The sequence below is a fragment of the Azospirillum doebereinerae genome, assembly GCF_003989665.1.
Taxonomy (GTDB): domain Bacteria; phylum Pseudomonadota; class Alphaproteobacteria; order Azospirillales; family Azospirillaceae; genus Azospirillum; species Azospirillum doebereinerae.
This window is the reverse complement of sequence record NZ_RZIJ01000033.1, coordinates 36,628-62,169: the sequence shown is the minus strand read 5'-3', so window position 1 is coordinate 62,169 and position 25,542 is coordinate 36,628. Positions and strand designations below refer to the sequence as shown.

Genomic DNA, 25,542 nt, shown 5'->3' with positions numbered 1-25,542 from the left:
TCACGGTGAACCCGGTGACGGATACGCCGACGCTGACGGTGTCGGCGGCGACGGGGAACGAGGACACGGCGATCCCGCTGACGATCAGCCCGGCGCTGACCGACACGGACGGGTCGGAGACGCTGACGGTCACGATCAGCGGCATCCCGTCCGACGCCGTTCTCGCCAACAATGGTGGGGTGCTGACCGTCGTCAACGGCTCGATCACGCTGGATCCTGCTCAACTGGCCGGTTTGAAGATTACTCCGCCGGCCAACAGCGACGTGGACTTCACGTTGACGGTCACGGCGACCAGCACCGACGGCACAGCCACCCCGGCGACCACCACCGCTCCGCTGGTGGTGACGGTGAACCCGGTGACCGACACGCCGACGCTGAGTGTCGTGTCGGCGGTGACGGGCGACGAGGACACGGGCATCCCGCTGACGATCAGCCCGGCGCTGACCGACACGGACGGGTCGGAGACGCTGACGGTCACGCTCAGCGGCATCCCGTCCGGCGCCAGCCTGAGCAACACGGCCGGCAACACGCTGACGATCAGCAACGGCTCGATCACCCTGACCCCGGCGCAGTTGGCCGGCCTGAAGATCACGCCGCCGGTCAACAGCGACGTGGACTTCACGCTGACGGTGACGGCGACGGCCAAGGACGGCGTGGCAGCCCCGGTCTCGGTGAGCGAGTCCGTGGTCGTCACGGTGAACCCGGTAACGGACGCGCCGACGCTGAGCGTCACGGCGGCGACGGGCAACGAGGACACGGCGATCCCGCTGACGGTGAACGCCGCGTTGACCGACACGGACGGGTCGGAGACGCTGAGCATCGTCATCAGCGGCATCCCCACCGGCGCCTTGCTTGCCAACAATGGCGGCGTGTTGACGGCCACCAACGGTTCGGTCACGCTGACCGCCGCGCAACTGGTGGGTCTGAAGATCACGCCGCCGCTGAACGGCGACGTGGACTTCACGCTGACGGTGGTCGCGACCTCCAAGGATGGGGTGGCCGACGCGGTCAGCCGGACGGAGACGCTGGCGGTCACGGTCAATCCGGTGTCCGACGCGCCGACGCTGACGGTGTCGGCGGCGCGCGGCGATGAAGACACGGCGATCGCGCTGACGATCAATCCGGCGCTGACCGATACGGACGGGTCTGAGACGTTGACCGTCACCATCGGCAACATCCCGGTGGGCGCCACCCTGACCAACGCGGCCGGCAACACGCTGACCATCGTCAACAAGTCGATCACCCTGACGCCGGAGCAGCTTGTCGGCTTGAAGATCACGCCGCCGCTGAACAGCGACGTGGACTTCACGCTGAGCGTCACGGCGAACGCCAAGGACGGGACGGCGACGGCGGCGACCACCACCGCATCGCTGCTGGTCACGGTCGATCCGGTGACGGACGCGCCGACGCTGAGCGTCTCGGCGGCGACGGGCAACGAGGACACGGCGATCCCGCTGACGGTGAACGCCGCGCTGACCGACACGGACGGGTCGGAGACGCTGACGATCACGATCAGCGGCATCCCCACCGGCGCCAGCCTGAGCAACACGGCGGGCAACCCGCTGACCATCAGCAACGGCTCGATCACGTTGACCAAGGCGCAGTTGACCGGCCTGAAAATCACGCCGCCGTCGAACAGCGACGTGGACTTTACCTTGACGGTGGTCGCGACCTCCAAGGACGGGGTGGCCGACGCCGTCAGTCGGACGGAGACGCTGGCGGTCACGGTCAACCCGGTGTCCGACGCGCCGACGCTGACGGTGTCGGCGGCGCGCGGCGATGAAGACACGGCGATCGCGCTGACGATCAATCCGGCGCTGACCGATACGGACGGGTCTGAGACGTTGACCGTCACCATCGGCAACATCCCGGTGGGCGCCACCCTGACCAACGCGGCCGGCAACACGCTGACCATCGTCAACAAGTCGATCACCCTGACGCCGGACCAACTGGTCGGCCTGAAGATCACGCCACCGCTGAACAGCGACGTGGACTTCACGTTGAGCGTCACGGCGATCTCCAAGGACGGTGTCGCGACGGCGGCGACCACCACCAAGCCGCTGCTCGTCACGGTCGATCCAGTAACCGACACCCCGACGCTGAGCGTCACGGCGGCCAGCGGCAACGAGGACACGGGCATCCCGCTGACCATCGACGCCGCGTTGACCGACACGGACGGGTCGGAAACGCTGAGCATCATCATCAGCGGCATCCCCACCGGCGCCACGCTGAGCAACACCGCCGGCAGCACGCTGACCATCGCCAACGGCACGATCACGCTGACCAAGGCGCAGCTGGCGGGCCTGAAGATCACCCCGCCGCACGACAGCGACGTGGATTTCACCCTGACGGTCGTCGCCCGCGCCAAGGACGGCACCGCCAGCGCGGTCGACGTGTCGACGACTCTGGCGGTCACCGTCGTCGCGGTCGCCGACGCCCCGACCGCCATCGTCAAGCAGGTGGTCTACGACCTGAGCGTCGGCCAGAACGACAGCATCACCGGCACCGCCGGCAACGACACGCTGTCGGGCGGTGCCGGCCATGACACCATCCTGGGCGGCGACGGCGACGACCTGATCCACGGCGACGGCACCGGCGTCTTCACCATCCTGCTGAATTCCGGCGCGAACCGCGCCATCGACGCGGCCCTGTCGGACATCGACGGGTCGGAATCGATCCAGAAGGTGGTGATCTCCGGCGTTCCGGCCGGGGTGAGCTTGAGCGCCGGCACCATGGTGACGGAGGCGGACGGCACCACCACCTACACGCTGACCCCGGCGCAGCTGGCATCCCTGTCTCTGACCGCGAAGGAGGGCGACAACGCCCACCCGATCACGCTGACCGTCACCGCGACCTCGGTCGAGCAGGAGAACGGCAGCACCGCCGTCAGCACGCCCAAGACCTTCACCGTCACCTTCCCGAACACGCCCCAGGGCAACGACAGCCTGGAGGGCGGTGCCGGCAACGACACCATCTTCGGCGACGCCGGCAACGATACGCTGCGCGGCGGGCTGGGCGACGATTCCCTGGACGGCGGGACCGGCAACGACCTGCTGGCCGGCGGTCCCGGCAACGACACCATCGACGGCGGCGACGGCAACGACACCGTCACCTACATCGACTCGACCGGCGCGGTGAACGCCAACCTGACGACCGGCGTCGGCACCGGCGAGGGCAACGACGTCCTGCGCAACCTGGAGAACGTCACCGGCTCCAACTTCGACGACACCATCACCGGCGACGGCGGCGCCAACATCCTGCGTGGCGAGGCCGGCAACGACACCATCAGCGCCGGTGCCGGTACCGACACCGTCAGCGGCGGGGCAGGCGACGACCTGTCGATCTTCGTGGTGGGCGAGGGCGGCACCGCCGCCGCCCCGGAACTCCAGGACGGCGATTCCGGCATCGACACCTTCCGCGTCATGCTGACCAGCGCGCAGCTCGCCAACCCGGCCATCCTGGCCGATCTGCGGACCCTGCGCGACAGCATCGAGGCGGCGGCGGCGAAGACCGACGCGGCCACCGCCGACACCAGCACATCGTCGGCCACGACGCTGGCCGCGCTCGGACTCCGCGTCGTCGATTTCGAGAAGCTCGAAATCTACCTCGACGGCCAGCCGGTCGACGTGCGCACGTTGCTGAACTACAACCCGAACCCGCCGACCGCCACGGCAGCGAACAGCCCGGCGGTCGAGGACACGGTGCTGAACGGGCAGCTGGCGGCGACCGATCCGGACATCGCCAACGGCCGCACCGACGACGTCCTGACCTACAAGGGGCCGGGCACCAACGGCCAGCCCGTGCGGCTGGACCATGGCGTGCTGGTGGTGCATGACGACGGCAGCTTCACCTACACCCCGGACCATGATTTCAGCGGCACCGACAGCTTCACCTTCACGGTGAAGGACAGCTACGGCGGTACCTCCACCGCCGTGCAGACCATCACGGTGCGGCCGGTCGCCGACGCGTTCCAGATCACCACGCTGAACGGGCGCGGCAACGAGGACGCGGCGGGCGGCATCGCCATCGCCCCGACCATCACGCTGAGCGACGTGGACGCCGCCAGCCCCGAGGCGGTGGAAACCGTCACCCTGCTGATCCCCTCCTCGCAGCAGGATTCCGGCAGCGCCAAGCTGACGCTGAACGGGGTCGAGTTGACGCGCAGCGGCCCCGACGCCTCGGGCAACTATTCCTGGACCATCCCAACCTCGGCGCTCTCCGCCGTGAGCGGATCCGCCGGGACGTGGCAGATCCAGGGGCTGGCCGTCGTCACCGGCCACAACTCCGACGTCGATCTGAACTACACGCTGAAGGTCGGCACGGTCGACGGCAGCGGCGCCACGACGTCCCGCCTCGTTCAGACCGCGAGCGGCGTCATCACCGTCGACGCGGTGGCCGACAAGCCGACCGTCACCGCCGCCGCCGCCGCCACGACGGAAGACACCGCCGTCGCGTTGTCGATCACCCCGGCCCTGACCGACACCGACGGCTCGGAGTCGATCAGCGCCATCACCATTTCCAACGTCCCGGCCGGGGCGAGCCTGAGCGCCGGCACCTTCACGACGCAGCCGGACGGCACCACCGTCTGGACGCTGACCCGCGCCCAGTTGAGCGGGCTGAAGATCACCCCGCCGCACGACTTCTCCGGCACCATCACGCTGAGCGTCACCACGACCTCGCGCGAGGCCGAGAACGGGTCGACCGCCGTGTCGAACGCGGTGCCGCTGACCATCACCGTGACCGGCGTGGCCGACGCCCCCATCGTCACCGCCCAGGCGGTGTCGGGCAACGAGGACACGGCCATTCCGCTGGCCGTCACCGCCGTGCTGTCCGACCTGACCGGCGAGACGCTGGACCACGTCACCATCACCGGCGTGCCGGCGGGGGCGAGCCTGTCGGCCGGCACCCGCAACGCTGACGGAAGCTGGACCCTGACGCCGGGCCAGCTGACCGGCCTGACCCTGACGCCGCCGTCCGACTATTCGGGCGCCGTGACGCTGAGCGTCACCGCCACCTCGGTCGAGGGCGCCACCACCGCCACCTCGGCGCCGGTGCCCTTCGTGGTGACCGTGGTGCCGGTGGCCGACACGCCGCTGCTGACGGCGAGCAGCGCCGTGGGCGCGGAGGACACGGCCATCGCCCTGTCGGTCACCGCCGCGCTCGCCGACCGCGACGGGTCGGAGACCTTGAGCATCCTGGTCTCCGGCGTTCCGTCCGGCGCGACCCTCAACCACGGCACGCTTGATGCCGGCACCGGGAACTGGGTGCTGACGCTGGCGGATCTCCAGGGGCTGACGATCACCCCGCCGCACAACTCCAACACCGGCTTCGACCTGACCTTCACCGCGCGGGCGACGGAGGGGGCCAACAACGCCCACGCCGACGCCGCCCCGGTGACCGTCCATGTCGAGGTGCAGGGCGTGGCAGACGTGGCGACGCCGTCCGGCGCGCTGACCGCCCACGGCACGGAAGACATCGCGGTCAACCTGGGCCTGGGCAACCTGCAACTGACCGACACCGACGGGTCGGAGCGGCTGTCGCTGGTCATCAGCAACATCCCCGACGGTGCCTCGCTGTCGCTGGCCGCCGGGCACGAGAGCGGACTGGTCTATCTGGGCAACGGGCGCTGGTCGCTCGACGTCGACTACCGCGACGAGCTGACGCTGTCGACCAAGGCGGACTTCGCCGGCACCGTCAACCTCAAGGTCGAGGTGATCACCACCGACAGCAACGGCGCCGCGCCCTTCGTCGTCAACGGGGTGACCTACCGCGGCACGCTGGTGCAGACCCGCGACCTGACCGTCACCATCGATCCCAAGACCGACGAGCCGACCGTCTCGATCTCCGCTCATGCCCTGGAAGACGCGCCCGGCGGCATCCCGCTGAGCATCTCCACCGCCACCGGCGACAGCGACGGATCGGAGCGCATCTCCGCCATCGTGATTTCCGGCCTGCCGGCCGGGGTGACGCTGACCAGCACGATCGCCGGGGCGCTGACCGACAACGGCGATGGCAGCTGGTCGGTCGATCCGGCCAAGACCGGCGGCCTGTTCCTGCACGTGGCCGAGCACAACGCCGACGACTTCCAGATCACCGTCAAGGTGACGGCGGTCGACGGGACCGACAGCCTGACGCGGACCTACACCCCGACCGTGACGATCACCGCCGTCGCCGACGCGGCGGTGTCGAAGGCCGCCGACGGGGCGCTGGTCGCCTACCACGTCGACGACCAGTCGACGACGGGCGTGCCGACCAACATGGTGCTGGACCTGAACGCCCACCTCCAGGACACCGACGGGTCGGAATCGCTGGGCGTCATCATCAACGGCGTGCCCAAGGGCACGGTGCTGTCGCGCGGCATCGACAACGGCGACGGCACCTGGACCCTGTCCCCGACGGAGTACACGGCGGCCCTGGCCGAAGGCGGCCTCAAGCTGACCGTCTTGAACGCCAGCGCGACCGGCATCGCCCACAGCACGGTCACCCTCAACGGCCAGAGCTACGACCAGGGAAGCGTCACGCTCACCGTCCGGCCCTTCACCGTCGAGACCGAGGGCGACCGCAACGCCACGGTGTCCGACAGCTTCGTCGTCAGTTGGACCGTGCCGCAAAGCACGAGCGGCGGCGGGGGCACCACCCCGACCGATCCGGGCAACGGGGGCGGCACCAGCCCGCCGCCCCCCCCGCCTCCTCCGCCACCCCCGCCTCCTCCTCCGCCGCCGGTCGGCGACACCGGGGTCGGCTACAAGACGCCGTCCGCCGTCACCACGGCCGAGGACAGCGCCGTAACGCTCAACCTCGACAGCGGGCTGTCGGATTGGCAGAACGTGTCGGCCGTCACCCTCACCGGCATTCCGTCCGGCGCGGTGCTGCGCGACCACACCGGCGCCGTCGTCACGGTGACCAACGGGTCGGCCTCGGTCGATCCGGCGCATCTGGCCGGGCTGACCATCACCCCGCCGGCCAACAGCGACGCCGACTTCACGCTGGGCGTCGTCGTGACCTCCGGCACGACCGTCACGCAGACGACCCTGCCATTGGCCGTGACGGTGACGGCCGTCGCCGACGCACCCCATCTGACGGTGCAGACCGCGACCGGCAACGAGGACTCGGCCATTCCGCTGAGCATCTCGGCCGCCCTGTCCGACACCGACGGGTCGGAGGTTCTGGCCTCCATCGTCATCGACGGCGTGCCGACCGGCGCCAAGCTGTCGGCGGGCTTCGAGGATCCGACCCAGCCCGGCCGCTGGGTGCTGACCCCGGCCCAGGCCGTCGGCCTGACCTTCACGCCGCCGGCCAACGTCAGCGGGGCCATCCAGCTGAGCGTCACGGCGGTGGCGCGCGAGACCAGCAACGCCGACCGCGCGACCACGACGCAGACCCTGACGGTCGACGTGGCTCCGGTCAGCGACGCGCCGTCGATCGGCGCCACCATCCCGGTCGCGCTGGAGGACCAGCCGGCCGCCCTTGGGCTCGTCGTCGCGGTCACCGACATGATCGGCACGCCGGAGGTGATCACCGCCGTGCGGATGACCGTGCCCACCGGCTTCACCCTGTCCGGCGGCACGGCGCTCGGCAACGGCGTCTACGACCTGTCGGCGCTGACCGCGCCGGAGCGCGCGGCGCTGACGCTCAGCCCGCCGGCCAACTACTCCGGCACGGTGAGCCTGTCGGTCACCGCCGCGTCGAAGGACGGCACGGCGGCCGAAGCCTGGACGACGCAGACCTTCTCGGTGACCTTCAAGGCGGTCGCCGACGCCCCCACCGTCATCGCCGCCGCCGCCTCGGGCGACGAGGACACGGCGATCCCGCTGACGCTCAGCGCGGCGCTGGTGGACACCGACGGCTCGGAGAGCATGACCATCATCCTGTCCGGGCTGCCGTCCGGCGCGGTGCTGAACCATGGCTCCAACAACGGCGACGGCTCCTGGACGCTGAAGCCGTCCGAGCTGGCCGGTCTGACCGTCACCCCGCCGCGCAACATGTCGGGCGGCATGACGCTGACGCTGACCGCCAACAGCATGGAAAGCTCCAACAAGAGCACCGCCAGCACCTCGGTCGACTTCCACGTCGCGGTCGCCCCGGTGACCGACGCCCCGACCGTCATCGTCTCCAGCGTGGCCGGCCGGGAGGACACGCTGATCGCGCTGGACCTGACCGCGCAGCTGGTGGACACCGACGGGTCTGAAACGCTGACCGTCGTCCTGTCGGGGCTGCCCGCCGGGGCCTTGCTGGTCGATGCCGGCGGCCACACGCTGACGCCGTCCAACGGGGCGGTCACGCTGACCTCGGCGCAGCTGGCCGGGCTGAAACTTCTGCCGCCGCCCAACGCGGGCGAGGACTTCACCCTGACGCTGACCGCCACCGCGACCGAGCAGGCGAGCGGCGTCTCGGTCGTCACCACCCAGGCCTTCCGGGTCAGCGTCGATCCGGTCGCCGACCAGCCCGTCGTGACGGTGGCTCCGGCCAGCGGGACGGAAGACCATGCCGTTCCGCTGAACGTGTCGGTCGCCCTGTTCGACACCGACGGGTCGGAGCATCTCGGTCTCGTCACCATCGCCGGGGTTCCGGCCTGGGCGGTGCTGTCGGCCGGCACGCTCAACGGCGACGGCACTTGGACGCTGACGCCGGACCAACTCAGCGGGCTGACGCTGACACCGACGCTCGACGCCAGCGGCGACTTCACCCTGACCGTCACGGCGGTCAGCACCGAGTCGAACGGGCAGACCGCGACCACCACCGTCACGATGCCGGTCAGCGTCGCCCCGGTGTCGGACACGCCGACCCTGATCACGGCGCCGGCCAGCGGCAACGAGGACACCGCCATCGCCCTGTCGGTCACGCCGGGCCAGACCGACACCGACGGGTCGGAGACGGTGAGCGTCACCCTGTCGGGCATTCCGATGGGCGCGGTGCTGAACAACGCGGCGGGCGACACGCTGACCGTCAGCAACGGCTCGGTCACCCTGACCACGGGGCAGTGGGCCGGTCTGACGATCACCCCGCCGGCCAACAGCGACGCCGACTTCGTCCTGACCGTGACCGCCATCTCCAAGGACGGCGCGGCGGCCGAGGCGACCAGGGTCTCGACCCTGGCGGTGACGGTGAACGCCGTGACCGACACGCCGACGCTGAACATCCAGCCGTCGGTCGGCAACGAGGACACGGCGATCCCGCTGGTGCTGAACGCGGCGCTGGGCGACACCGACGGGTCGGAGACGCTGAGCGTCGTCCTGTCGGGGATCCCGGCGGGCGCGGTGCTTCACAACGGCGCGGGCGACACGCTGATAATCAGCAACGGCGCGATCACCCTGACGCAGGCGCAGCTGACCGGTCTGACGATCACCCCGCCGGCCAACAGCGACGCCGACTTCACCCTGGGCGTCACGGCGACGGCCAGGGACGGTTCGGCGGCGCCGGTCACAACGACCGGCACGCTGGCGGTGACGGTGAACGCGGTGTCGGACGCGCCGACGCTGACCCTCCAGCCGGCGTCGGGCAACGAGGACAGCGCCATCGCCCTGCGCATCGCCCCGGCGCTGCTGGACACCGACGGGTCGGAGACTCTGACCACCGTCACGCTGTCGGGCATCCCGGCGGGCGCGGTGCTGCACAACGGCGCGGGCGACACGCTGACGATCAGCAACGGTTCGGCCGTGCTGACGCCGGCTCAGTTGACGGGCCTGACGATCACGCCGCCGGCCAACAGCAAGGACGCCTTCACCCTGACCGTCACGGCCGGGTCGAAGGACGGCACGGCGGCCGAGGCGTTCACCACCGGCACGCTGGCGGTCTCGGTCACTCCCGTGAGCGACCCGGTCAGCCTCACCGTCGCGGCGGCGAGCGGCGCCGAGGACAGCGCCATCCCGCTGACCATCACCCCGGTGCAGGCCGACGCCTCGGAGACGCTGACGGTCACCCTTTCGGGGATCCCGGCGGGCGCGGTTCTCCACAACGGGGCGCACGACACGCTGACGATCAGCAACGGCGCGATCACCCTGGCCGTCGGCCAGTTGGCTGGACTGACGATCACCCCGCCCCAGGACGTCAACGGCGCCTTCACCCTGGACGTCACCGCGACGACCCGGGACGGCACGGCGGCGCCGGTCTCGACGACCGGCCATCTGACGGTGACGGTCACCCCGGCGGCCGAGACGCCCGACCTGACGGTCACGGCGGCGCATGGCAACGAGGACACCGCGATCGCGCTGTCCATCACCGCCCTGCCGACCGACGTGAACGGCTGGGAAACGGTGTCGGTGACCATCGGCGCGCTGCCCGACGGCGCCAGCCTGAACCACGGGACGCGCAACGCCGACGGCAGCTGGAGCCTGACCGCCGCGCAACTGACCGGCCTGACGATCACCCCGCCGGCCGACATGCACGGCACGATCACCCTGTCGGTCACGGCGACCGCGCATGACGGGGTGAGCACGGCCATGACCTCGGAGACGCTGACCGTGACCGTCGACCCGGTCGACGACGCGCCGACCCTGACCGCCGCGCACAACGCGACCGTCCTCGCCGACAGCGCGGTCAACGCTCCGGTGGCCGGCGACGCCACGATCCAGGACGTGGACAGCCCGATCATGTCGGGCATGACGATCCGCATCGCCAGCGGGTCGCAGACCGGCGATCGGCTGAATCTCGACACGCTCGCCATCGACACCGATCCCGGCACCGGCACCAAGACCGTGTCCGGAACCGGCATCGTGGTCTCTTGGAACGACACGACCCACCAGATGTCGCTCCAGGGCGAGGCCTCGACGGCGGTCTACACCGACATCCTGCACCATCTGGCCCTGTCTCCGGGCGGCGATGGTTCGCGGACGTTGGAGGTAACGGTGACCGACCAGCAGGGGGCGAGCAGCGACCCGCTCGCCGTCCAGGTGCTGGTGTCGAGCGACGCGACGCTGACCGGGACGTCCGGTTCGGACATCCTCCACGCCGGCAGCGCGACGACCTCCATGGCGGGCGGGGCCGGAGACGACCTGTTCATCTTCGCGCCGCTCACCGGCAACATGACCATCGACGGCGGAGCCGGCTGGACCGACGTGGTGCAGATGAACAACTTCAGCGGGGGGAGCACGACGTGGCTCGACCAGCTCGACCCGCACAGCTTCACGCAGGATCCGTCGGGCCACGGCATCACCTTCCACACGGAGTGGTCGGGGACGCTGCATGACCAGAACGGGCATGAGCTGGTGTTGCAGAACGTCGAGCGTCTGACCTTCTGACGGCGCGGAAGGCGGATGGGGAACGCCTCCGGCGTTTCCCCGCCCGCTTCTTCGCGTCAGGCTATCGGAAGGTTGAGCGCAGCCGCTGGCGGAACGGGGGCGGGGACGGCGTCCGGGGGAGCCGGGCTGCGGTCCTGCATGTGGGTGACGATGCGCTTCATCAGGGTGGCCAGCACGGCCTGCTCGCTCTCCGTCATGCCGGCAACGGGCGGCCCCAGCAGTTGGCGGAGGGGATCCCTGTCCAGCAGAGCCCGGCCGTCGTCGGTCAGGTCGAACAGCCAGCCGCGCTTGAAGCCGGGATGCGGGCGGCGGGACAGCAGCCCCTTGTCGACCAGCGTCGCGACGGTGCGGGACACCGGGGCCAGATGGATGCGTTGGAAGCGGGCCAGCGCGGTCAGCGTCCGCGCCGATTCATCGGAGTCGTGGAAGTAGCGCAGGGCCACCCATTGGGCCGGAAACAAACCCTCGGCGAAGCCGATTCCGTAGACGAGCCGGCTCACATGGTCCAACAGGTTGACCACGTCGTCGCCCGCCGCCCCATCCCCGGACGCTTCCAAACCCTCCGACACGCCACCCTCCAAACACCCGCGCCGGAACCATCGGCCGCCGGAACCTTATTTCCCCTGGGAAAAATCACCGGACCGGCCGGCCCGGCCTTTTCCGGTTCGACTCTAGCGGCGCCATTTCAGAAGGGGAAGAGAGAGTCTTTGGAGAAATCGGATATTCAGTTGTGAAAACATCCCTTTTCGTAGAACTTGCCGTGTCTGTTGCGCATTAGGGTTGAAAGAGCGGGTGGACGTGCCAAACGATTGACCAACGCTGAACGCTGGATGATCAGCAGCCCATCGTCGCAAGCGAAGGAAAAGGCCGCTTTCCCTTGCGGTTTGCGGACCTCTCCTTTTGGTTAACCAAACCCTTCCTTCGCTCGACGTAACTCAGTCGCGCCCGCGTCCGACCAGCAGGCGCTCCAGCCCGTAGACGCGGTCGAGCACCAGCATGGCTCCGACCGTCATGAAAATCAGCAGGGCCGACACCGCCGCCACCAGCGGGTCGATGTTGTCCTGGATGTAGAGGAACAGGCGGACGGGCAGGGTGGTGGTCTCCGGCGAGGCGATGAAGACGGTCATCGTCACCTCGTCGAAGCTGTTGATGAAGGCCAGCACCCAGCCGCTCGCCACACCGGGCAGGATCAGCGGCAGCGTCACCCGGCGGAAACTGGTCCAGGCCGACGCCCCCAGCGAGGCCGCCGCGTTCTCGATGGAGCGGTCCATGCCGGTCGACGCCGCCAGGATCAGACGCAGCGCGAAGGGCAGGATGATGACGACGTGGCTCAGCACCAGACCGGTGAAGGTGCCGCCGAGCCCGATCTGTGTGAAGAAGCGCAGGAAGGCGATGCCCAGCACGATGTGCGGCACCATCAGCGGCGAGAGGAACAGCGCCTGGATCGCCTCGCGCCCGAAGAACTGGTGGCGGGCGATGGCGAGCGCCGCCGGCACCGCGATGACGATGGCGATGGTCGAGGACGCCACCCCCAGCATCAGGCTGTCCTTGAAGGCGCGGACGAATTCCGGGTTGTCGCCGATGGCCCGGAACCAGCGCAGCGACAGCCCCTTGGTCGGCATCGACAGATAACCGTCGGGGGTGAAGGCGACGGCGCAGACCACCACGATCGGCGCCAGCAGGAACGCCAGGAACAGCGCGTTGAAGATCAGCGCGAGCGGTCCGTTGCGGTTCATTCGAACACCTGTTTGTAGCGCCGTTCGACCAGCCGGTTGCAGCCGACGATGATGACGATGTTGGCGAGCAGCAGCAGGATCGCCACCGTGGCGCCCAGCGGCCAGTTCAGCGTGTTCAGGAACTCGTCGTAGGCGAGAGTCGCCGCCACCTTCAGCCGCCGCCCGCCGATGATCGCCGGGGTGGCGAAGGCGCTCGCCGCCAGGGCGAAGACGATGATCGACCCCGACAGGATGCCCGGCACGATCTGCGGCAGCACGATGCGGCGCAGCACGGTGGACGGCCCGGCGCCCAGCGACAGGGCGGCGTTCTCGACCTGCGGATCCAGCCGTTGCAGCGAGGCCCAGACCGACAGCACCATGAAGGGCACCAGCACATGGGTCAGCGCGATGACGACGCCGGTCTCGGTGTACATGAACTCGATGGGTTCCGATACCAGCCCCAGGTTCATCAGGGCCTGGTTCAGCAGCCCGGTGGAGCCCAGCAGCAGGGCCCAGCCCAGCGTCCGCGACACCACCGAGATCAGCAGCGGCCCCAGCACGATCAGCAGGCACAGGCTGCGCCAAGCCGGCGTCATCCGCCGCAGGATGTAGGCCTGCGGCGCGCCGAGCAGGGCGCAGAGCAGCGTCACCAGCGCGGCGATGCGGAAGGTGCGCAGGAAGACCTCGTGGAAATAGCTGTCGGCGAGGATTTCCAGATAGTTGTCGAAACGCCAGACGTCCTGGATGCCGCCGTAGAAGCTGAAGCTGTTGAGCGACAGCAACGCCGTCATCGCCAGCGGCACCAGCAGCAGCACCGCGAACAGGGCGAGGCCGGGAAGGCTCAGCAGATAGGGCGCCCAGGACCAGCGCTCCCCAACCCGTTCGGGAGCCGGTGCGACGGTCGGGACGGCGGGGGTGGCGGCGTCGGTGGAGGCGGCCATGGTCATGCCGCCTCCTGGGCGGGCATCACCGCCATGTCCTCCGGTCTCCAGCCGACCATCACGCGCTCGCGCTCGTTGGGCAGGACGCCGCCGTCGTGCTGGCGGATCACCATCATGCGGCCGGCGGCGGTCTCGACCTCGAACAGCCATTGGGTGCCCTGGAAGACGCGGGCCTGCACGATTCCGGACAGCCCGGCCTCGGCGACGAAACTGATCTTCTCCGGGCGGACGGCCAGCGCGCCCGGACCCGGCGGCACCGCCTGGATCACCGGCCAGCGCGCGTCGGCCACGGCGATGCTGGTGCCGTTCTGGTCGTGCTCGACGGTGCCCGGCAGCAGGTTGGTGCGGCCGAGGAAATTCGCGACGAAGGCGTTGGCCGGGCGGTCGTAGGCCTCCTGCGGGGTGGCGACCTGCTGGATGCGGCCCTTGTTCATCACGACGACGCGGTCGGACAGGGCCATCGCCTCCGACTGGTCGTGGGTGACGAGGATCATGGTGGTGCCGACGCTGCGCTGGATGCGGCGCAGCTCGATCTGCATCTCCTCGCGCATCTTGGCGTCCAGATTGGAGAGCGGCTCGTCGAGCAGCAGCAGATGGGGCTTGATGACCAGCGCGCGGGCCAGAGCGACGCGCTGCTGCTGGCCGCCCGACATGCGGCGGGGGTAGCGGTCGCCGTAGCTGTCCAGCCCGACCAGCTTGAGGGTGTTGGCGACCATGCGGTCGCGGTCGACGCGGCTGGTGCCGCGCATTTCCAGCCCGAAGGCGACGTTCTCGGCGGCGGTCATGTGGGGGAACAGGGCGTAGCTCTGGAACACGATGCCGAGGCCGCGCTCGTTCGGCTTCTTGGCCAGCAGATCCTGGCCGTCCAGCGTGATGCGGCCGGCGTTGGGGTCGAGGAAGCCGGCGATCATCTGCAAGGTGGTGGTCTTGCCGCAGCCCGACGGCCCCAGCAGCGAGATCAGCTCCCCCTTCTCCACGGTGAGCGACAGATCGTCCACGGCGGTCCAGGAGGTGAAGCGTTTGGTCAGTCGGTCGAGAACCAGATAGGACATACCGTCATCTCCCGTCGCCATCATCGCGAAAGCGCAAACTGAAACCCTCTCCTCCCCCGGGGAGAGGGTGGCCCACAGGGCCGGTGAGGGGGCGTTACGGCCGGTAGGCCGGAAAAAAAAGTGATGCGAGGCCGCTTCTTTTGCGTTTACGGCACGCGGTGCGTCCCCCTCACCCAACCCTCTCCCCAGGGGGAGAGGGCGACAGGGGTGGGAAAGGGGCTTTACGCTTGCCTTTAGCGCTCGATCTCGCGGGTCCAGCGCTTGTTCCAGACCTCGCGGTTCTCGTTGATCGTCGCCCAGTCGACCACCAGCAGCTTGCCGATCTGCTCCGGGCCGTAGGGGATGCCGGCCTGCTTGTCCGCCGGCAGCTCCACCGTCTTGTTGACCGGGCCGAAGCCGGCGCTGACGGCCAGCGAGGTCTGCGCCTCGGGCATCAGCATGTGCTGGATGAAGGACTGCGCCTCGGCGGCGTTCTTGCTGCCCGGAATGGCGCAGGCGGCCGAGCCCAGCACCACGCCGCCCTCCTTGGGGTAGACGAAGGCGGCGGGGAAGCCGGTGTCGGCCAGCGCCTTGGCGCGGCCCGAACCCCAGACGGCGACGACCGCCTGGTTGCTCTGGAACAGCTCGGTCATCTTGCCGGGCGAGGGTTCGTAGGCGAGCACGTTCGGGTTGATCTTGTCCTTGAATTCCTTGAAGCCGGGATCGATGGCCTTCTCGCCGCCGCCGTTCAGCCGCGCCATCATCACCAGCGCGTGCAGGCCGTAGCTGTTGTTGATCGGCGGGATCACCAGCTTCTTCTTGAAGCGCGGATCCTCGATGTCCTTCCAGGCGGAAGGAACCGGGATCTTGTTCTCCTCGAAATAGGTCTTGTTGTAGACGATGCCGGTGCCGACCGCGCCGAAGTTCACCGCCTTGCCCGAGGGCATCTTCGCCAGATCGTAGAGCTGGTCGTAGACCGGCGCCTTGGCCAGATCCGAGCAGAAGCCCAGCGCGACGGCCTGGTACATCGGCCCGTCGTCGAGGATGACGACGTCGATCTGCTGGTTGCCCTTCTGCGCCTGGAGCTTGGCGAGGTTGTCGGTCGAGTTGCCGGCGACGTACTCGACCTTGACGCCGGTCGCCTTCTCGAAGCTGGGGATGACCTCCTTGCGCATGGTCTGCTCGAAGGAGCCGCCATACGCCGCGACGTACAGGGTCTTCTCCTGGGCCAGCGCCGTACCGCACCACAGGGCCGCCGTCGCCATCAGGCCGCACGCCAAGGACCGCCCGTTTACCAAGGACCGCATCATCCGCTCTCCTCTTCTTTCCCTGTTCATCGACGCCGGTCCGAGGACTTGCGGCCTGCGTCCTTCTTGCGTCCGTGACGCCATGGAAAGGTGACGGCGCGGTCACATAACCGTCAAATCGAATTCCCGCGTCGATCCATGCGCCAATGTTATAATTCCGTCGCTCCAACCACTTCGCGATGCCTATTCCTCGCCGCCCAGGCTGGCGCGGAAGCGCTGGGTCTCCTCCAGGAAGCCGCCCAGGAAATCCTCGGCGATCATCGACAGCGGGACCTGCGCCGAGCGCAGGATGGCGATGTCGAAGGTGATGCGCGGCTCGAACGGGCGGACCACGAGGCCGAGCGGGATGTAGTCGTGCGCGGTGAAGGGATCGACGATCGACACGCCGTGGCCGCCGGCGACCATCGCGCAGGCGCTCATGGTCAGCTGCACCTCCACCCGCATGACGCGCGAGACCTCGTGGTCGGCGAAGGTGGTGTCGATGCGGTAGCGCAGCAGCGTCGGCGGCGTCGTCGAGATGAAGCTCTCCCCGGCGAAATCCTGGGGAACCAGCACCTCCTTGGCGGCCAGCGGGTGGCCCTGCGGCAGGATGGCGACGGCCGGCAGGCTCTCCAGTTTCTGGGTCAGCACGGCGGCGTGGTCGATGGGGGTGTGGGCGAATCCCAGCTCGCACTGGCCGGTCGCCACCCAGTCGAGGATGATGGGGGAGGTGCTGCCGCGCAGCGCGATGTCCACCTTGGGCCGTTCGGTCAGGAAGCGCGCGACGTAGCGCGGCAGGAACCCCACCCCCAGCGCCGGCATCGAGGCGACGCGCAGCGTGCCGCCGCGCCGCGCCGTCAGGTCGCGGGCGGTCTGCTCGATCAACTCCAGCCCGACGAAGGCGCGGTCGACCACCTGATAGAGCGACATCGCCTCGCTGGTGGGGGCGATGCGCGGGCCGCGCCGCTCGAACAGGGTCAGCTTCAGCGCGTATTGCAGGTCGCCGATCAGGCGGCTGACCGCCGGCTGCGAAATGTTCAGCAGCTCCGCCGCCGAGGTGATGCCGCCGGTCAGCATGACCGCCCGGAACGCCTCGATCTGCCGTGGATTGATCATGGGAGCCGGTCCGCCCTGTCGTGAGGCATCGGTGGAGCTTCATAACATTGCGGCATGAAACACCCCTCCAATCTGATTTGACAGTTATAGGTTGGCCGGTGATCCTGCCGCAAGGATTGCAGGGCTGCCCATCGCACCGTGCGGACCGGCGCAGTCATGGCGAAGAGGATGGGACGGTCCGGCGGCGCCCGGCCAAAGGATCGCACAACCTTGGCCGGGGCCGGCAAGAAAATGCGGGACTGTCCGAAAGCATCCGGGGTCCAAGACGAGGATCCGGTGGGCCGGCTCAAGCGGAACGAGAGGGATTCCCCCCGTGACGAACAGGCGGTCGAGTTCCTGGGGGCGAAGACGGGAGTGGGGACGATGACAGAGCCCAAGCGGGGCGGGGAGTTCGACATCGCCGTGGTCGGCGGCGGGCTGGTCGGCACGGCGGTGGCCTGGGGCCTCGCCCGGACCGGGGCCAAGGTCGCGGTGCTGGACGAGGGCGACGTCGCGGTGCGGCCGTCGCGCGGCAACTTCGCGCTGGTCTGGCTGCAGGGCAAGGGCATGGGCATGCCGGAATACGCCGGCTGGACCCGCGCCTCGACCGATTCCTGGGCCGGCTTCGCCGAGATGCTGCTCGAGCAGACCGGCGTCGACGTGGCGTTCCGCCGGCCCGGCGGCTTCATGCCGGTGCTGTCGCAGGCCGAGCTGGAAACCCGCGCCAACGCCATGATGCGGCTGCACAACCAGCCCGAGATGGTGCGCTACCCCTACGAGGTGCTCGACCGCGCCGCCCTGCTGAAGGAAATGCCCTTCATCGGCCCGGAGGTCGTCGGCGGCACCTATTGCCCGCTGGACGGGCATTGCAACTCGCTGCGCCTGCTGCGCGCCCTGCACACCGGTCTGGAGCGCAGCGGCGTCGCCTACCGCCCCAACCACCGGGTGGAAAGGGTCGAGCCGCGCGACGGCGGCTTCCGCCTGACCACGGCGGCGGGCGAGATCCGCGCTGGCAAGGTGGTGCTGGCCGCTGGGCACGACAGCGCGCGGCTCGCCCCGATGGTCGGGCTGGAGGCGCCGGTGCGGCCCCAGCGCGGCCACGTCATCGTCACCGAGAAGACCGCGCCCTTCCTGCACCACCCCACCGGCTACGTCCGGCAGACCGACGAGGGCGGGGTGATGATCGGCGACAGCTTCGAGGAGGCCGGCTTCGACACCACGCTGCAACCCGGCGTGTCCTCGGCCATCGCGGAGCGGGCGATCCGCTTCTTCCCGCTGCTCGCCAAGCTGAACGTGGTGCGCAGTTGGGCGGCGCTGCGGGTTCTCAGTCCCGACGGCTACCCGATCTACGAACAATCGGCGACGGCGCCCGGCGCCTTCGTCGTCACCTGCCACAGCGGCGTCACGCTGGCCGCCAACCACGCGCTGACCCTCGCGCCGATGATCGCGGCCGGGGGATTGAGCGACGCATTCAAGGTCTTCAGCGCCCGGAGGTTCCATGTTCCGCAGGCTGCCTGACATCGCGGGCGACCGCGTGTCCTTCACCATCGACGGCCGCCCGGCCGAGGCGCGCAGTGGCGACAGCGTCGCCGCCGCCCTGCTGGCCAACGGCGTCGCCGCCTGCCGCAACACGCCCGTGTCGGGCGCCGCGCGCGGCCCCTACTGCATGATGGGCGTGTGTTTCGACTGCCTGGTGACGATCGACGGAACCGGCAACCGCCAGGGCTGCCAGGTGCGCGTGGCGCCCGGCATGGCGGTGGAAACCCAGGACGGCAAGCGGGAGGCCGGGCGATGAGCGACCGGGCGATGAGTGCACCCGATTTCGACCTCGCGGTGATCGGTTCCGGCCCGGCCGGGCTCGCCGCCGCCGCCCTGGCCGCCGGCCGGGGCCTGTCCACCGTGCTGCTCGACGAGCAGCCGGAGGCCGGCGGCCAGATCTACCGCGCCATCACCGACACGCCGGTGCGCGACCGCCGCGTGCTGGGGCCGGATTACTGGCACGGCGCCGAGTTGCTGGGACCGCTCCGCGACAGCGGCGCCGCCCATTGGCCGGGCAGCACCGTATGGAGCGTCGCCCGCCCGCGCGAGGATCGGCCCGGCGACCGCCGACTCCAGATCGGGCTGTCGCGCGACGGCGCGGCGCGGATGCTGAGCGTGCGCCACGTCCTGATGGCGACCGGCGCTCTGGAGCGGCCCTTCCCGATTCCGGGCTGGACCCTGCCGGGCGTGCTGGGGGCCGGGGCGGCGCAGATCCTGCTGAAGACCTCCGGGCTGGTGCCGTCGGGCCGCGTCGTGCTGGCCGGGACCGGGCCGCTGCTGTGGCTGCTGGCGTGGCAGTACCTGCGGGCCGGGGCGGCGCTCGACGCCATCCTCGACACCACGCCCCGCGCCAACTGGCGCGCCGCGCTGCCGCTACTGCCGGCCTTCCTGCGCTCGCCCTATCTGGGCAAGGGTGCCAAGCTGCTGCTGGAGGTCCGCCGCAAGGTCAAGGTCGTCGACGGCGTCACTGAACTCCGGGCGGAAGGCGAGGGCAAGCTCGCCGCCGTGGTGTACCGGCGGGGCGATGGCGCGGAGCAGAGGATTGCCGCCGACACGCTGCTGCTGCACCACGGCGTGGTGCCGAACCTGAACCTTGCCAACGCCACCGGCTGCGCCCAGCAGTGGGACGAGACCCAGCGCTGCTGGCGCCCGACCACCGATTCTTGGGGCGCCACCTCGGTCGAGGGCGTGTCGCTGGCCGGCGATGGGGCCGGCATCGGCGGGGCGCTCGCGGCGGAGCAGGCCGGGCGCATCGCGGCGCTCGACGTGCTGCACCGGCTGGGCCGCATCGACCGGGCGGCGCGCGACCGCGCCGCCGTTCCGCATCGCGAAGCGCTGGAACGCGCCTTGCGCGGCCGCCAGTTCCTCGACACGCTCTATCGTCCGGCGGACGTCTTCCGCGCGCCGGCCGACGACACCATCGTCTGCCGTTGCGAGGAGATCACGGCCGGCGCCGTGCGCGAGGCGGTGCGGCTGGGGTGCAGCGGGCCCAATCAAGCCAAGTCCTTCCTGCGCTGCGGCATGGGGCCATGCCAGGGGCGGCTTTGCGGCCCGACGGTGACCGAGGTGATCGCCGCCGAGCGCGGGGTGTCGCCGGCCGAGGTCGGCTATTACCGCCTGCGTCCGCCGGTCAAGCCGATCACGCTCGCCGAACTCGCGGCGCTGCCGAAGACCGAGGCCGACATTGACGCCGTCCTGAAGCACTGAAGGCCGATCCCGATGTCCAGCCAGACGCCAGACACCCGAAAGCCCGATGTCATCGTGATCGGGAGCGGCCTGCACGGCTGCTCCACCGCGCTGCACCTGTCGATGCGCGGCGTGAAGGTGTTGGTCCTGGAGAAGGACCACGTTGCGCGCCACGCTTCCGGCGTCAACGCGGGCGGCGTCCGCCAGCTCGGCCGTCACGTCGCCGAGGTGCCGCTGACCGTCGCCTCGATGGCGCTGTGGCACCGCATCGGCGAGCTGGTGGACGACGATTGCGGCTTCGAGAGCCACGGCCAGCTCAAGGTTGCCGAGAGCGAGGCCGAGCTGGCCGGGCTGGAGGCGCGCGCCGCCGAGCTGCGGGCGCTGGGCTTCGGCCACGAGGAGGTCATCGGTCAGGCGGAGCTGCGCGCCTTGGTGCCGGCCATCGCCGATCACTGCGTCGGCGCGCTGATCTCGCGCGGGGACGGAGCGGCGATCCCCTTCCGCACCACCTTCGCCTTCCGCCGCAAGGCCATCGCGCTCGGCGCCCGCTTCGAGGAGGGGGCCGGCGTCGCCCGCGTCAGCCGCAGCGGCGGCGTCTGGAGCGTCGAGACCACGGCGGGCGACCGCCACGAGGCGCCGGTGCTGGTCAACTGCGCCGGAGCCTGGGCCGACCGCATCGCCGCCCAACTGGGCGAGCCGGTGCCGCTGGAGGTCATAGCACCCATGCTGATGATCACGGCGCGGGTGCCGCCCTTCATCAAGCCGGTGGTGGGGGCGGCCGGGCGCACGCTGTCCTTCAAGCAGTTCCCCAACGGGACGGTGCTGATCGGCGGCGGGCTGCTGGGCCACGCGGTGCGGGACGAGAACCGGACGGAGCTGGACTTCTCGCAGGTCTCGGTCAACGCCCGCACGGTGTGGGACCTGTTCCCGGTCATGCGCGGCGCCACCATCGTCCGCTCCTGGGCGGGGATCGAGGCGCGGATGCCCGACCAGATCCCGGTCATCGGCCCCAGCGGCACGCAGCCGGGGGTGTTCCATGCCTTCGGTTTCTCGGCCCATGGCTTCCAACTTGGCCCCATCGTCGGGCGGATCACCGCCGACCTGATCACGGCGGGCGCCACCGACCTGCCCATCGACGCCTTCCGCATCGGGCGCTTCGCCGCCTGACCCTTCTTCAAGAAACGGAGTTCTCCCTTGTCCATCCAGCGCGTCGATCCCGGCCCCCGCATGAGCGAAATGGTCATCCACAACGGCACGATCTATCTGTCCGGCCAGATCGCCGAGGATGGATCGACGACGGTCGAGGCGCAGACCCGCGACGTGCTGCGCCAGATCGACGCCCGGCTGGCCGAGCAGGGCAGCGACAAGAGCCGCCTGCTGACCGCCACGGTGTTCCTGGCCGACATCGCGACCTTCGCGCAGATGAACGCCGCCTGGGACGAGTGGGTCGACCGCGCCAACCCGCCGACCCGCGCGACGGTGGAGGCGAAGCTCGCCGACCCGGCGCTGCTGGTGGAGATCCTGGTGGTCGCGGCGGCCTGAGGGCGTTTCGGCCCTTGCCCCCTCCCTAACCCTCCCCCGCTTGCGCGGGAGAGGGAACTCCGCCGAACGCCACAAGCATCCTGCCCCCTCTCCCGCCAAAGGCGGGGGAGGGATGGGGAGGGGGCAACCCCGCCCGCCACCCCCACACCCCTCACGGAGCCCGCCATGAAACGCCTCGCGCTGGGCGTTGCCGCCCTGTTGTCCCTGTCCTCGGCCGCCTACGCGGCCGGTCCGGTCCGCATCGCGACCGAGGGCGCCTACCCGCCCTTCAACTTCACCCAGCCCGACGGCAAGGTCGCCGGGCTGGAGGTCGAACTCGCCAACGCGCTGTGCGAGCGGATGGCGCGGCCCTGCACCGTCGAGGCGCAGGATTGGGACGGCATCATCCCCGGCCTGCTGGCGAAGAAGTACGACGCGATCATGGCGACGATGAACATCACGCCGGAGCGCGAGAAGACCATCGGCTTCTCCGCTCCCTACATGGTCGTCCCCGCCTATTTCGTCGCCCCGGTCAAATCCGCCGTCGACGGCTCGCCGGAGTCCCTGCGCGGCAAGAGCGTCGGCGCCCAAACCTCGACCACCCATTACCGCTACGTCGAGAAGCATTTCGGCGGGTCGGTGTCGCTGAAGACCTACGACACGGCCTCCAACCTGCTGGCCGACCTGAAGGCCGGGCGCATCGACGCGGCGATCACCACCGGCGCCACCGCGTCGGACTGGGTGAAGGGCGACGCGGCCAAGTCGCTGCGCCTCGTCGGTCAGCCGGTGGTCGATCCCGCCGTGTTCGGCCCCGGCATCGGCGTCGGCCTGCGCAAGGAGGACGCCGAGCTGAAGCAGGCTTTCGACGCCGCCATCCAGTCGGTTGTCAAGGACGGCACGCTGGCCCGCATTGCCGCCCGCTACGTCGATTTCTCCATCACCCCCTGATCAACCCTCAATCACAACCGGGAGAGTTCCTGTGACCAAGCGCATCGAAAAGACCAAGATCATGCACCGCGTCGTCGTCCACAACGGCATCGCCTTCCTGGGCGGCATCATCGCCGACGACGTGTCGGTCGGCATGGGCGGGCAGGTGACGCAGATCTGCGCCAAGCTGGACCAGGTCCTGGCGATGGCCGGTTCCGACAAGACCAAGCTGCTGTCGGCCCAGCTCTTCATCACCGACATGTCGATGAAGGACGAGATGAACGAGGCGTGGCTGTCCTGGCTGAACGGCGACGACCTGCCGGCCCGCGCGACCATCGGCGTCGCCGACCTTGGCAAGCCGGAGATCAAGATCGAGGTCGTGGTGACCGCCGCCGCCTGAGGCGCCGTTCCCACCCCTGACAGAGCGAAGGCGCCGGCAGGCCATGCCGGCGCCTTCACGCGTTCAAGAGGGCGGGATCAGGCTCAGTGCTTGCCGTGCCTGGGGACGGAGCCGGCCGGGTTGGCCTTGTCCACCACCGTCACGTTGGTCATCATCCCGGCGTCCTCGTGGTCGAGGATGTGGCAGTGGATGGGGAACGACCCGGAATAGTCGGTGTATTTGGTCAGGGCCTTGTAGCCGTTCGGGCCGGCCAGCATGGTGTCGCGCCACATCGGGGTCGACAGCGGCTTCCCGTTCACCTCGGTAACGAGGAAGGGGTTGACGTGGATGTGGAAGACGTGGAGACCGGGCGAATCGACGAAATACTGGTCCACCGAATCCAGAGACGGCTGGAACATGATGCGGCCGGGGCAGAACAACTCGCCGTTGATCTGGAGCTTGAACACCTGCGGCACCGCCCCTGGATTGTAGCTGGGGAGAGAGTTGGCGGGCGGGGGCGGCACCTGCGGGCTGGTGAAGGACGTGACGTCGAAATTGACGTAGCGGTAATTGTCGGGCTGGGTGGCGGCGGTGATGTCCGGCACCAGCGGCTTGGGCAGCGGATTGCTCGGCAGGGACATCGGCTTCGCGGCGCCCGCGACGTTGACGGTGAAGAGAACCGTCGGCGTTCCCTGGAAGGGCGTTTCCTGCCAGACGCCGCCGATTTCGAAGCCGGCCTGGATGCCAGCCTCCTCCGGTGCCTGGTTGGCGTCGAGCTTTATGTAGGGTCCGGCCTGCGCCAGCAGCCGGCCCGGCGCGTCGGGGGCCTTCACCAGGATGTCGGCCCGCCCGCCCGGCGGCAGGTAGACCGCCTTTACCGTCGCCGCCGTGGTGAAATTCACCCCGTCCATCGCGATGAGGGTCACATCCATCTCCGGGAAGCTTCCGCTCCCGGCCACGCCCGCCGTCTGGACTCCCCCGATGGCCAAGGAGAAGCGGGCCTCGGTCTGGAAGCCGGTGTTGACGATGCGCCAGCGCTGGACCTCGCCCGGCTGCATCGGCAGCGTCCGGCCGATGGTGCCGTTCACCGTCCAGTCGGCCACGGCGACCGGGGGGGTGGCGTTCCAGATCGTGTCGAAATCGGGCAACTCCCCGTTCGCGTTGAGGAGCACCTGCTGGATCAGCAGCACCTGTTCGGTGATGCCGTTGATCCCAGGGAAGGTGTCGACTGTGCCCGCCCCGCCCCGGACGATCAGCGCGCCGGCCGCGCCGCTCGCCACCTGCACCGCGACCGATCCGTGCCGGTGCGGGTGGTACCAGAAGGTGCCCGGCGTGTGGTTGTTCAGGTCGTAGGTGTAGGTGAAGTCCCCGACGAAGCTGGTGACGCCATCGGCGTATTTGGCGTCGGTGCCCTGCGGCAGGACCTCCAGATAGACGTTGTCGCCAGGGCTGTTCGGCGAGACGTGCAGGCCGTGGGTGTGCAGGTTGGTGGTGTTGAACTGGCTGGGGATGTTGACGATGTGCGGCTGGTCCTGGTCCGGATTCAGCGGCAGGCGGTTGGCCAGCGTCACCGTGAAGCTGCCGGTCTGCGCCATCTCCAGAGTCGGTCCCATCAGGTATTGGGGGGCGGAGCCGTTGTCGTAGACCCGCAGGTTCTTGGCCGGCCGGTCGCCCAACTGATAGTCCTGCGCCTTCATCGGCAAGGTGCCGGGTCCGGACGCCAGCGACAGGACCGGCGGCATTGGCAAGGGGTCCGCCGTCAGGGCCGGAGCCTGCGCGTTCCGCGCGAGGGCGGCCTGGGCGCGGGCCTCCGGGGTGCGGATGCGGGTGCCCAGCATGCCGGGATGGCGTGTGGCGTGCCCGCTGTGGCCCGTCGCCTGGGCGTGCGCGGTGCCGCCCGTCGTGACCGCCGCCGTGGCAATGACGGCGGATCCCCCCAACAGCGCGGCACGCCGCGAGACCGTGCGCGTTTCCAGCCAATGCTTCAGCATCCGCGTTTCCATCCTTGTTCCATGCGCGTGCGCGCGCCAATTTCATTAGGAGAAGAAATTCACGCAAATATCCTAAAAAGAGATATTTAAGTCAATGTTCTCCCAATAAAAGAAATTTGCTTCGATAAGGCGCGCCACGAAGCCGTGCTTTCCGCAAGGCCACCGGTTCCCATTCCGCCGTCCGGCGCCCATAC

At 69.4% G+C, this 25,542-nt stretch carries 15 protein-coding genes; 8 read left to right on the top strand and 7 right to left on the bottom strand.

The genetic code is table 11. The features are described 5' to 3' along the window. Positions 1-14: 14 nt before the first annotated feature. A complete protein-coding gene (locus tag EJ913_RS27715; RefSeq protein WP_244939519.1) occupies positions 15-11,237 on the top strand; it encodes a beta strand repeat-containing protein in 11,223 nt (3,740 codons plus the stop codon). A gap of 56 nt (positions 11,238-11,293) precedes the next feature. Here EJ913_RS27715 and EJ913_RS27710 read toward each other — a convergent pair whose 3' ends face one another. The 6 genes from EJ913_RS27710 to EJ913_RS27685 form a co-directional block, all read right to left on the bottom strand. Beyond that, on the bottom strand, positions 11,294-11,806 hold the full coding sequence (locus EJ913_RS27710; RefSeq protein WP_238520212.1) for a MarR family transcriptional regulator: 513 nt from the start codon (positions 11,804-11,806) through the stop codon (positions 11,294-11,296). A gap of 366 nt (positions 11,807-12,172) precedes the next feature. Beyond that, on the bottom strand, positions 12,173-12,973 hold the full coding sequence (locus EJ913_RS27705; RefSeq protein ID WP_127004047.1) for an ABC transporter permease: 801 nt from the start codon (positions 12,971-12,973) through the stop codon (positions 12,173-12,175). Then, positions 12,970-13,899: an ABC transporter permease gene (locus EJ913_RS27700; RefSeq protein ID WP_127004045.1), complete on the bottom strand. Its 930-nt coding sequence runs from the start codon at positions 13,897-13,899 to the stop codon at positions 12,970-12,972. Before EJ913_RS27700 ends, EJ913_RS27705 begins: the two co-directional genes overlap by 4 nt. Continuing rightward, positions 13,896-14,945 carry an ABC transporter ATP-binding protein gene (locus EJ913_RS27695; RefSeq protein ID WP_127004043.1) on the bottom strand — a complete coding sequence of 350 codons (1,050 nt, stop codon included), beginning with the start codon at positions 14,943-14,945 and terminating at the stop codon, positions 13,896-13,898. Before EJ913_RS27695 ends, EJ913_RS27700 begins: the two co-directional genes overlap by 4 nt. A gap of 233 nt (positions 14,946-15,178) precedes the next feature. After that, a complete protein-coding gene (locus tag EJ913_RS27690; protein ID WP_244939518.1) occupies positions 15,179-16,189 on the bottom strand; it encodes an ABC transporter substrate-binding protein in 1,011 nt (336 codons plus the stop codon). Between the two features lie 225 nt (positions 16,190-16,414). Beyond that, positions 16,415-17,326, bottom strand: a complete 912-nt coding sequence (locus EJ913_RS27685; RefSeq protein ID WP_127004041.1) for a LysR substrate-binding domain-containing protein — start codon at positions 17,324-17,326, stop codon at positions 16,415-16,417. Between the two features lie 363 nt (positions 17,327-17,689). On the opposite strand from EJ913_RS27685, the gene EJ913_RS27680 reads away from it, so the two are divergent. The 7 genes from EJ913_RS27680 (at position 17,690) to EJ913_RS27650 (ending at position 23,378) form a co-directional block, all read left to right on the top strand. Next, positions 17,690-18,823 carry an NAD(P)/FAD-dependent oxidoreductase gene (locus EJ913_RS27680; protein ID WP_127004039.1) on the top strand — a complete coding sequence of 378 codons (1,134 nt, stop codon included), beginning with the start codon at positions 17,690-17,692 and terminating at the stop codon, positions 18,821-18,823. Continuing rightward, positions 18,804-19,100, top strand: a complete 297-nt coding sequence (locus EJ913_RS27675) for a (2Fe-2S)-binding protein (RefSeq protein ID WP_127004037.1) — start codon at positions 18,804-18,806, stop codon at positions 19,098-19,100. The genes EJ913_RS27680 and EJ913_RS27675 overlap by 20 nt, the downstream gene beginning before the upstream one ends. Then, complete coding sequence (locus EJ913_RS27670) at positions 19,097-20,551, top strand: FAD/NAD(P)-dependent oxidoreductase (RefSeq protein ID WP_244939517.1); 1,455 nt, start codon at positions 19,097-19,099, stop codon at positions 20,549-20,551. The genes EJ913_RS27675 and EJ913_RS27670 overlap by 4 nt, the downstream gene beginning before the upstream one ends. Positions 20,552-20,563: 12 nt before the next feature. Next, a complete protein-coding gene (locus EJ913_RS27665; RefSeq protein WP_127004035.1) occupies positions 20,564-21,697 on the top strand; it encodes an NAD(P)/FAD-dependent oxidoreductase in 1,134 nt (377 codons plus the stop codon). 27 nt (positions 21,698-21,724) lie between these two features. After that, entirely contained in the window at positions 21,725-22,072 is a 348-nt protein-coding gene (locus EJ913_RS27660) for a RidA family protein (RefSeq protein WP_185909970.1), read from the top strand. Between the two features lie 165 nt (positions 22,073-22,237). Further along, positions 22,238-22,999 (top strand): ABC transporter substrate-binding protein, encoded by a 762-nt coding sequence (locus tag EJ913_RS27655; RefSeq protein ID WP_127004033.1) that lies wholly within the window; start codon positions 22,238-22,240, stop codon positions 22,997-22,999. Between the two features lie 31 nt (positions 23,000-23,030). Then, on the top strand, positions 23,031-23,378 hold the full coding sequence (locus tag EJ913_RS27650; protein WP_127004031.1) for a RidA family protein: 348 nt from the start codon (positions 23,031-23,033) through the stop codon (positions 23,376-23,378). A gap of 83 nt (positions 23,379-23,461) precedes the next feature. On the opposite strand, the gene EJ913_RS27645 is transcribed toward EJ913_RS27650, so the two are convergent. Further along, positions 23,462-25,348 (bottom strand): multicopper oxidase family protein, encoded by a 1,887-nt coding sequence (locus EJ913_RS27645; RefSeq protein WP_185909969.1) that lies wholly within the window; start codon positions 25,346-25,348, stop codon positions 23,462-23,464. Between the last annotated feature and the right edge of the window lie 194 nt (positions 25,349-25,542).

What these genes read in the sequence shown, in the direction of transcription:
- EJ913_RS27705 (WP_127004047.1), bottom strand. Translation starts at nt 12,973, where the DNA reads ATGAACCGCAACGGACCGCTCGCGCTGATCTTCAACGCGCTGTTCCTG.
- EJ913_RS27700 (WP_127004045.1), bottom strand. Translation starts at nt 13,899, where the DNA reads ATGACCATGGCCGCCTCCACCGACGCCGCCACCCCCGCCGTCCCGACC.
- EJ913_RS27695 (WP_127004043.1), bottom strand. Translation starts at nt 14,945, where the DNA reads ATGTCCTATCTGGTTCTCGACCGACTGACCAAACGCTTCACCTCCTGG.
- EJ913_RS27690 (WP_244939518.1), bottom strand. Translation starts at nt 16,189, where the DNA reads ATGGCGACGGCGGCCCTGTGGTGCGGTACGGCGCTGGCCCAGGAGAAG.
- EJ913_RS27685 (WP_127004041.1), bottom strand. Translation starts at nt 17,326, where the DNA reads ATGATCAATCCACGGCAGATCGAGGCGTTCCGGGCGGTCATGCTGACC.
- EJ913_RS27680 (WP_127004039.1), top strand. Translation starts at nt 17,690, where the DNA reads ATGACAGAGCCCAAGCGGGGCGGGGAGTTCGACATCGCCGTGGTCGGC.
- EJ913_RS27675 (WP_127004037.1), top strand. Translation starts at nt 18,804, where the DNA reads ATGTTCCGCAGGCTGCCTGACATCGCGGGCGACCGCGTGTCCTTCACC.
- EJ913_RS27670 (WP_244939517.1), top strand. Translation starts at nt 19,097, where the DNA reads ATGAGCGACCGGGCGATGAGTGCACCCGATTTCGACCTCGCGGTGATC.
- EJ913_RS27665 (WP_127004035.1), top strand. Translation starts at nt 20,564, where the DNA reads ATGTCCAGCCAGACGCCAGACACCCGAAAGCCCGATGTCATCGTGATC.
- EJ913_RS27655 (WP_127004033.1), top strand. Translation starts at nt 22,238, where the DNA reads ATGAAACGCCTCGCGCTGGGCGTTGCCGCCCTGTTGTCCCTGTCCTCG.
- EJ913_RS27645 (WP_185909969.1), bottom strand. Translation starts at nt 25,348, where the DNA reads ATGCTGAAGCATTGGCTGGAAACGCGCACGGTCTCGCGGCGTGCCGCG.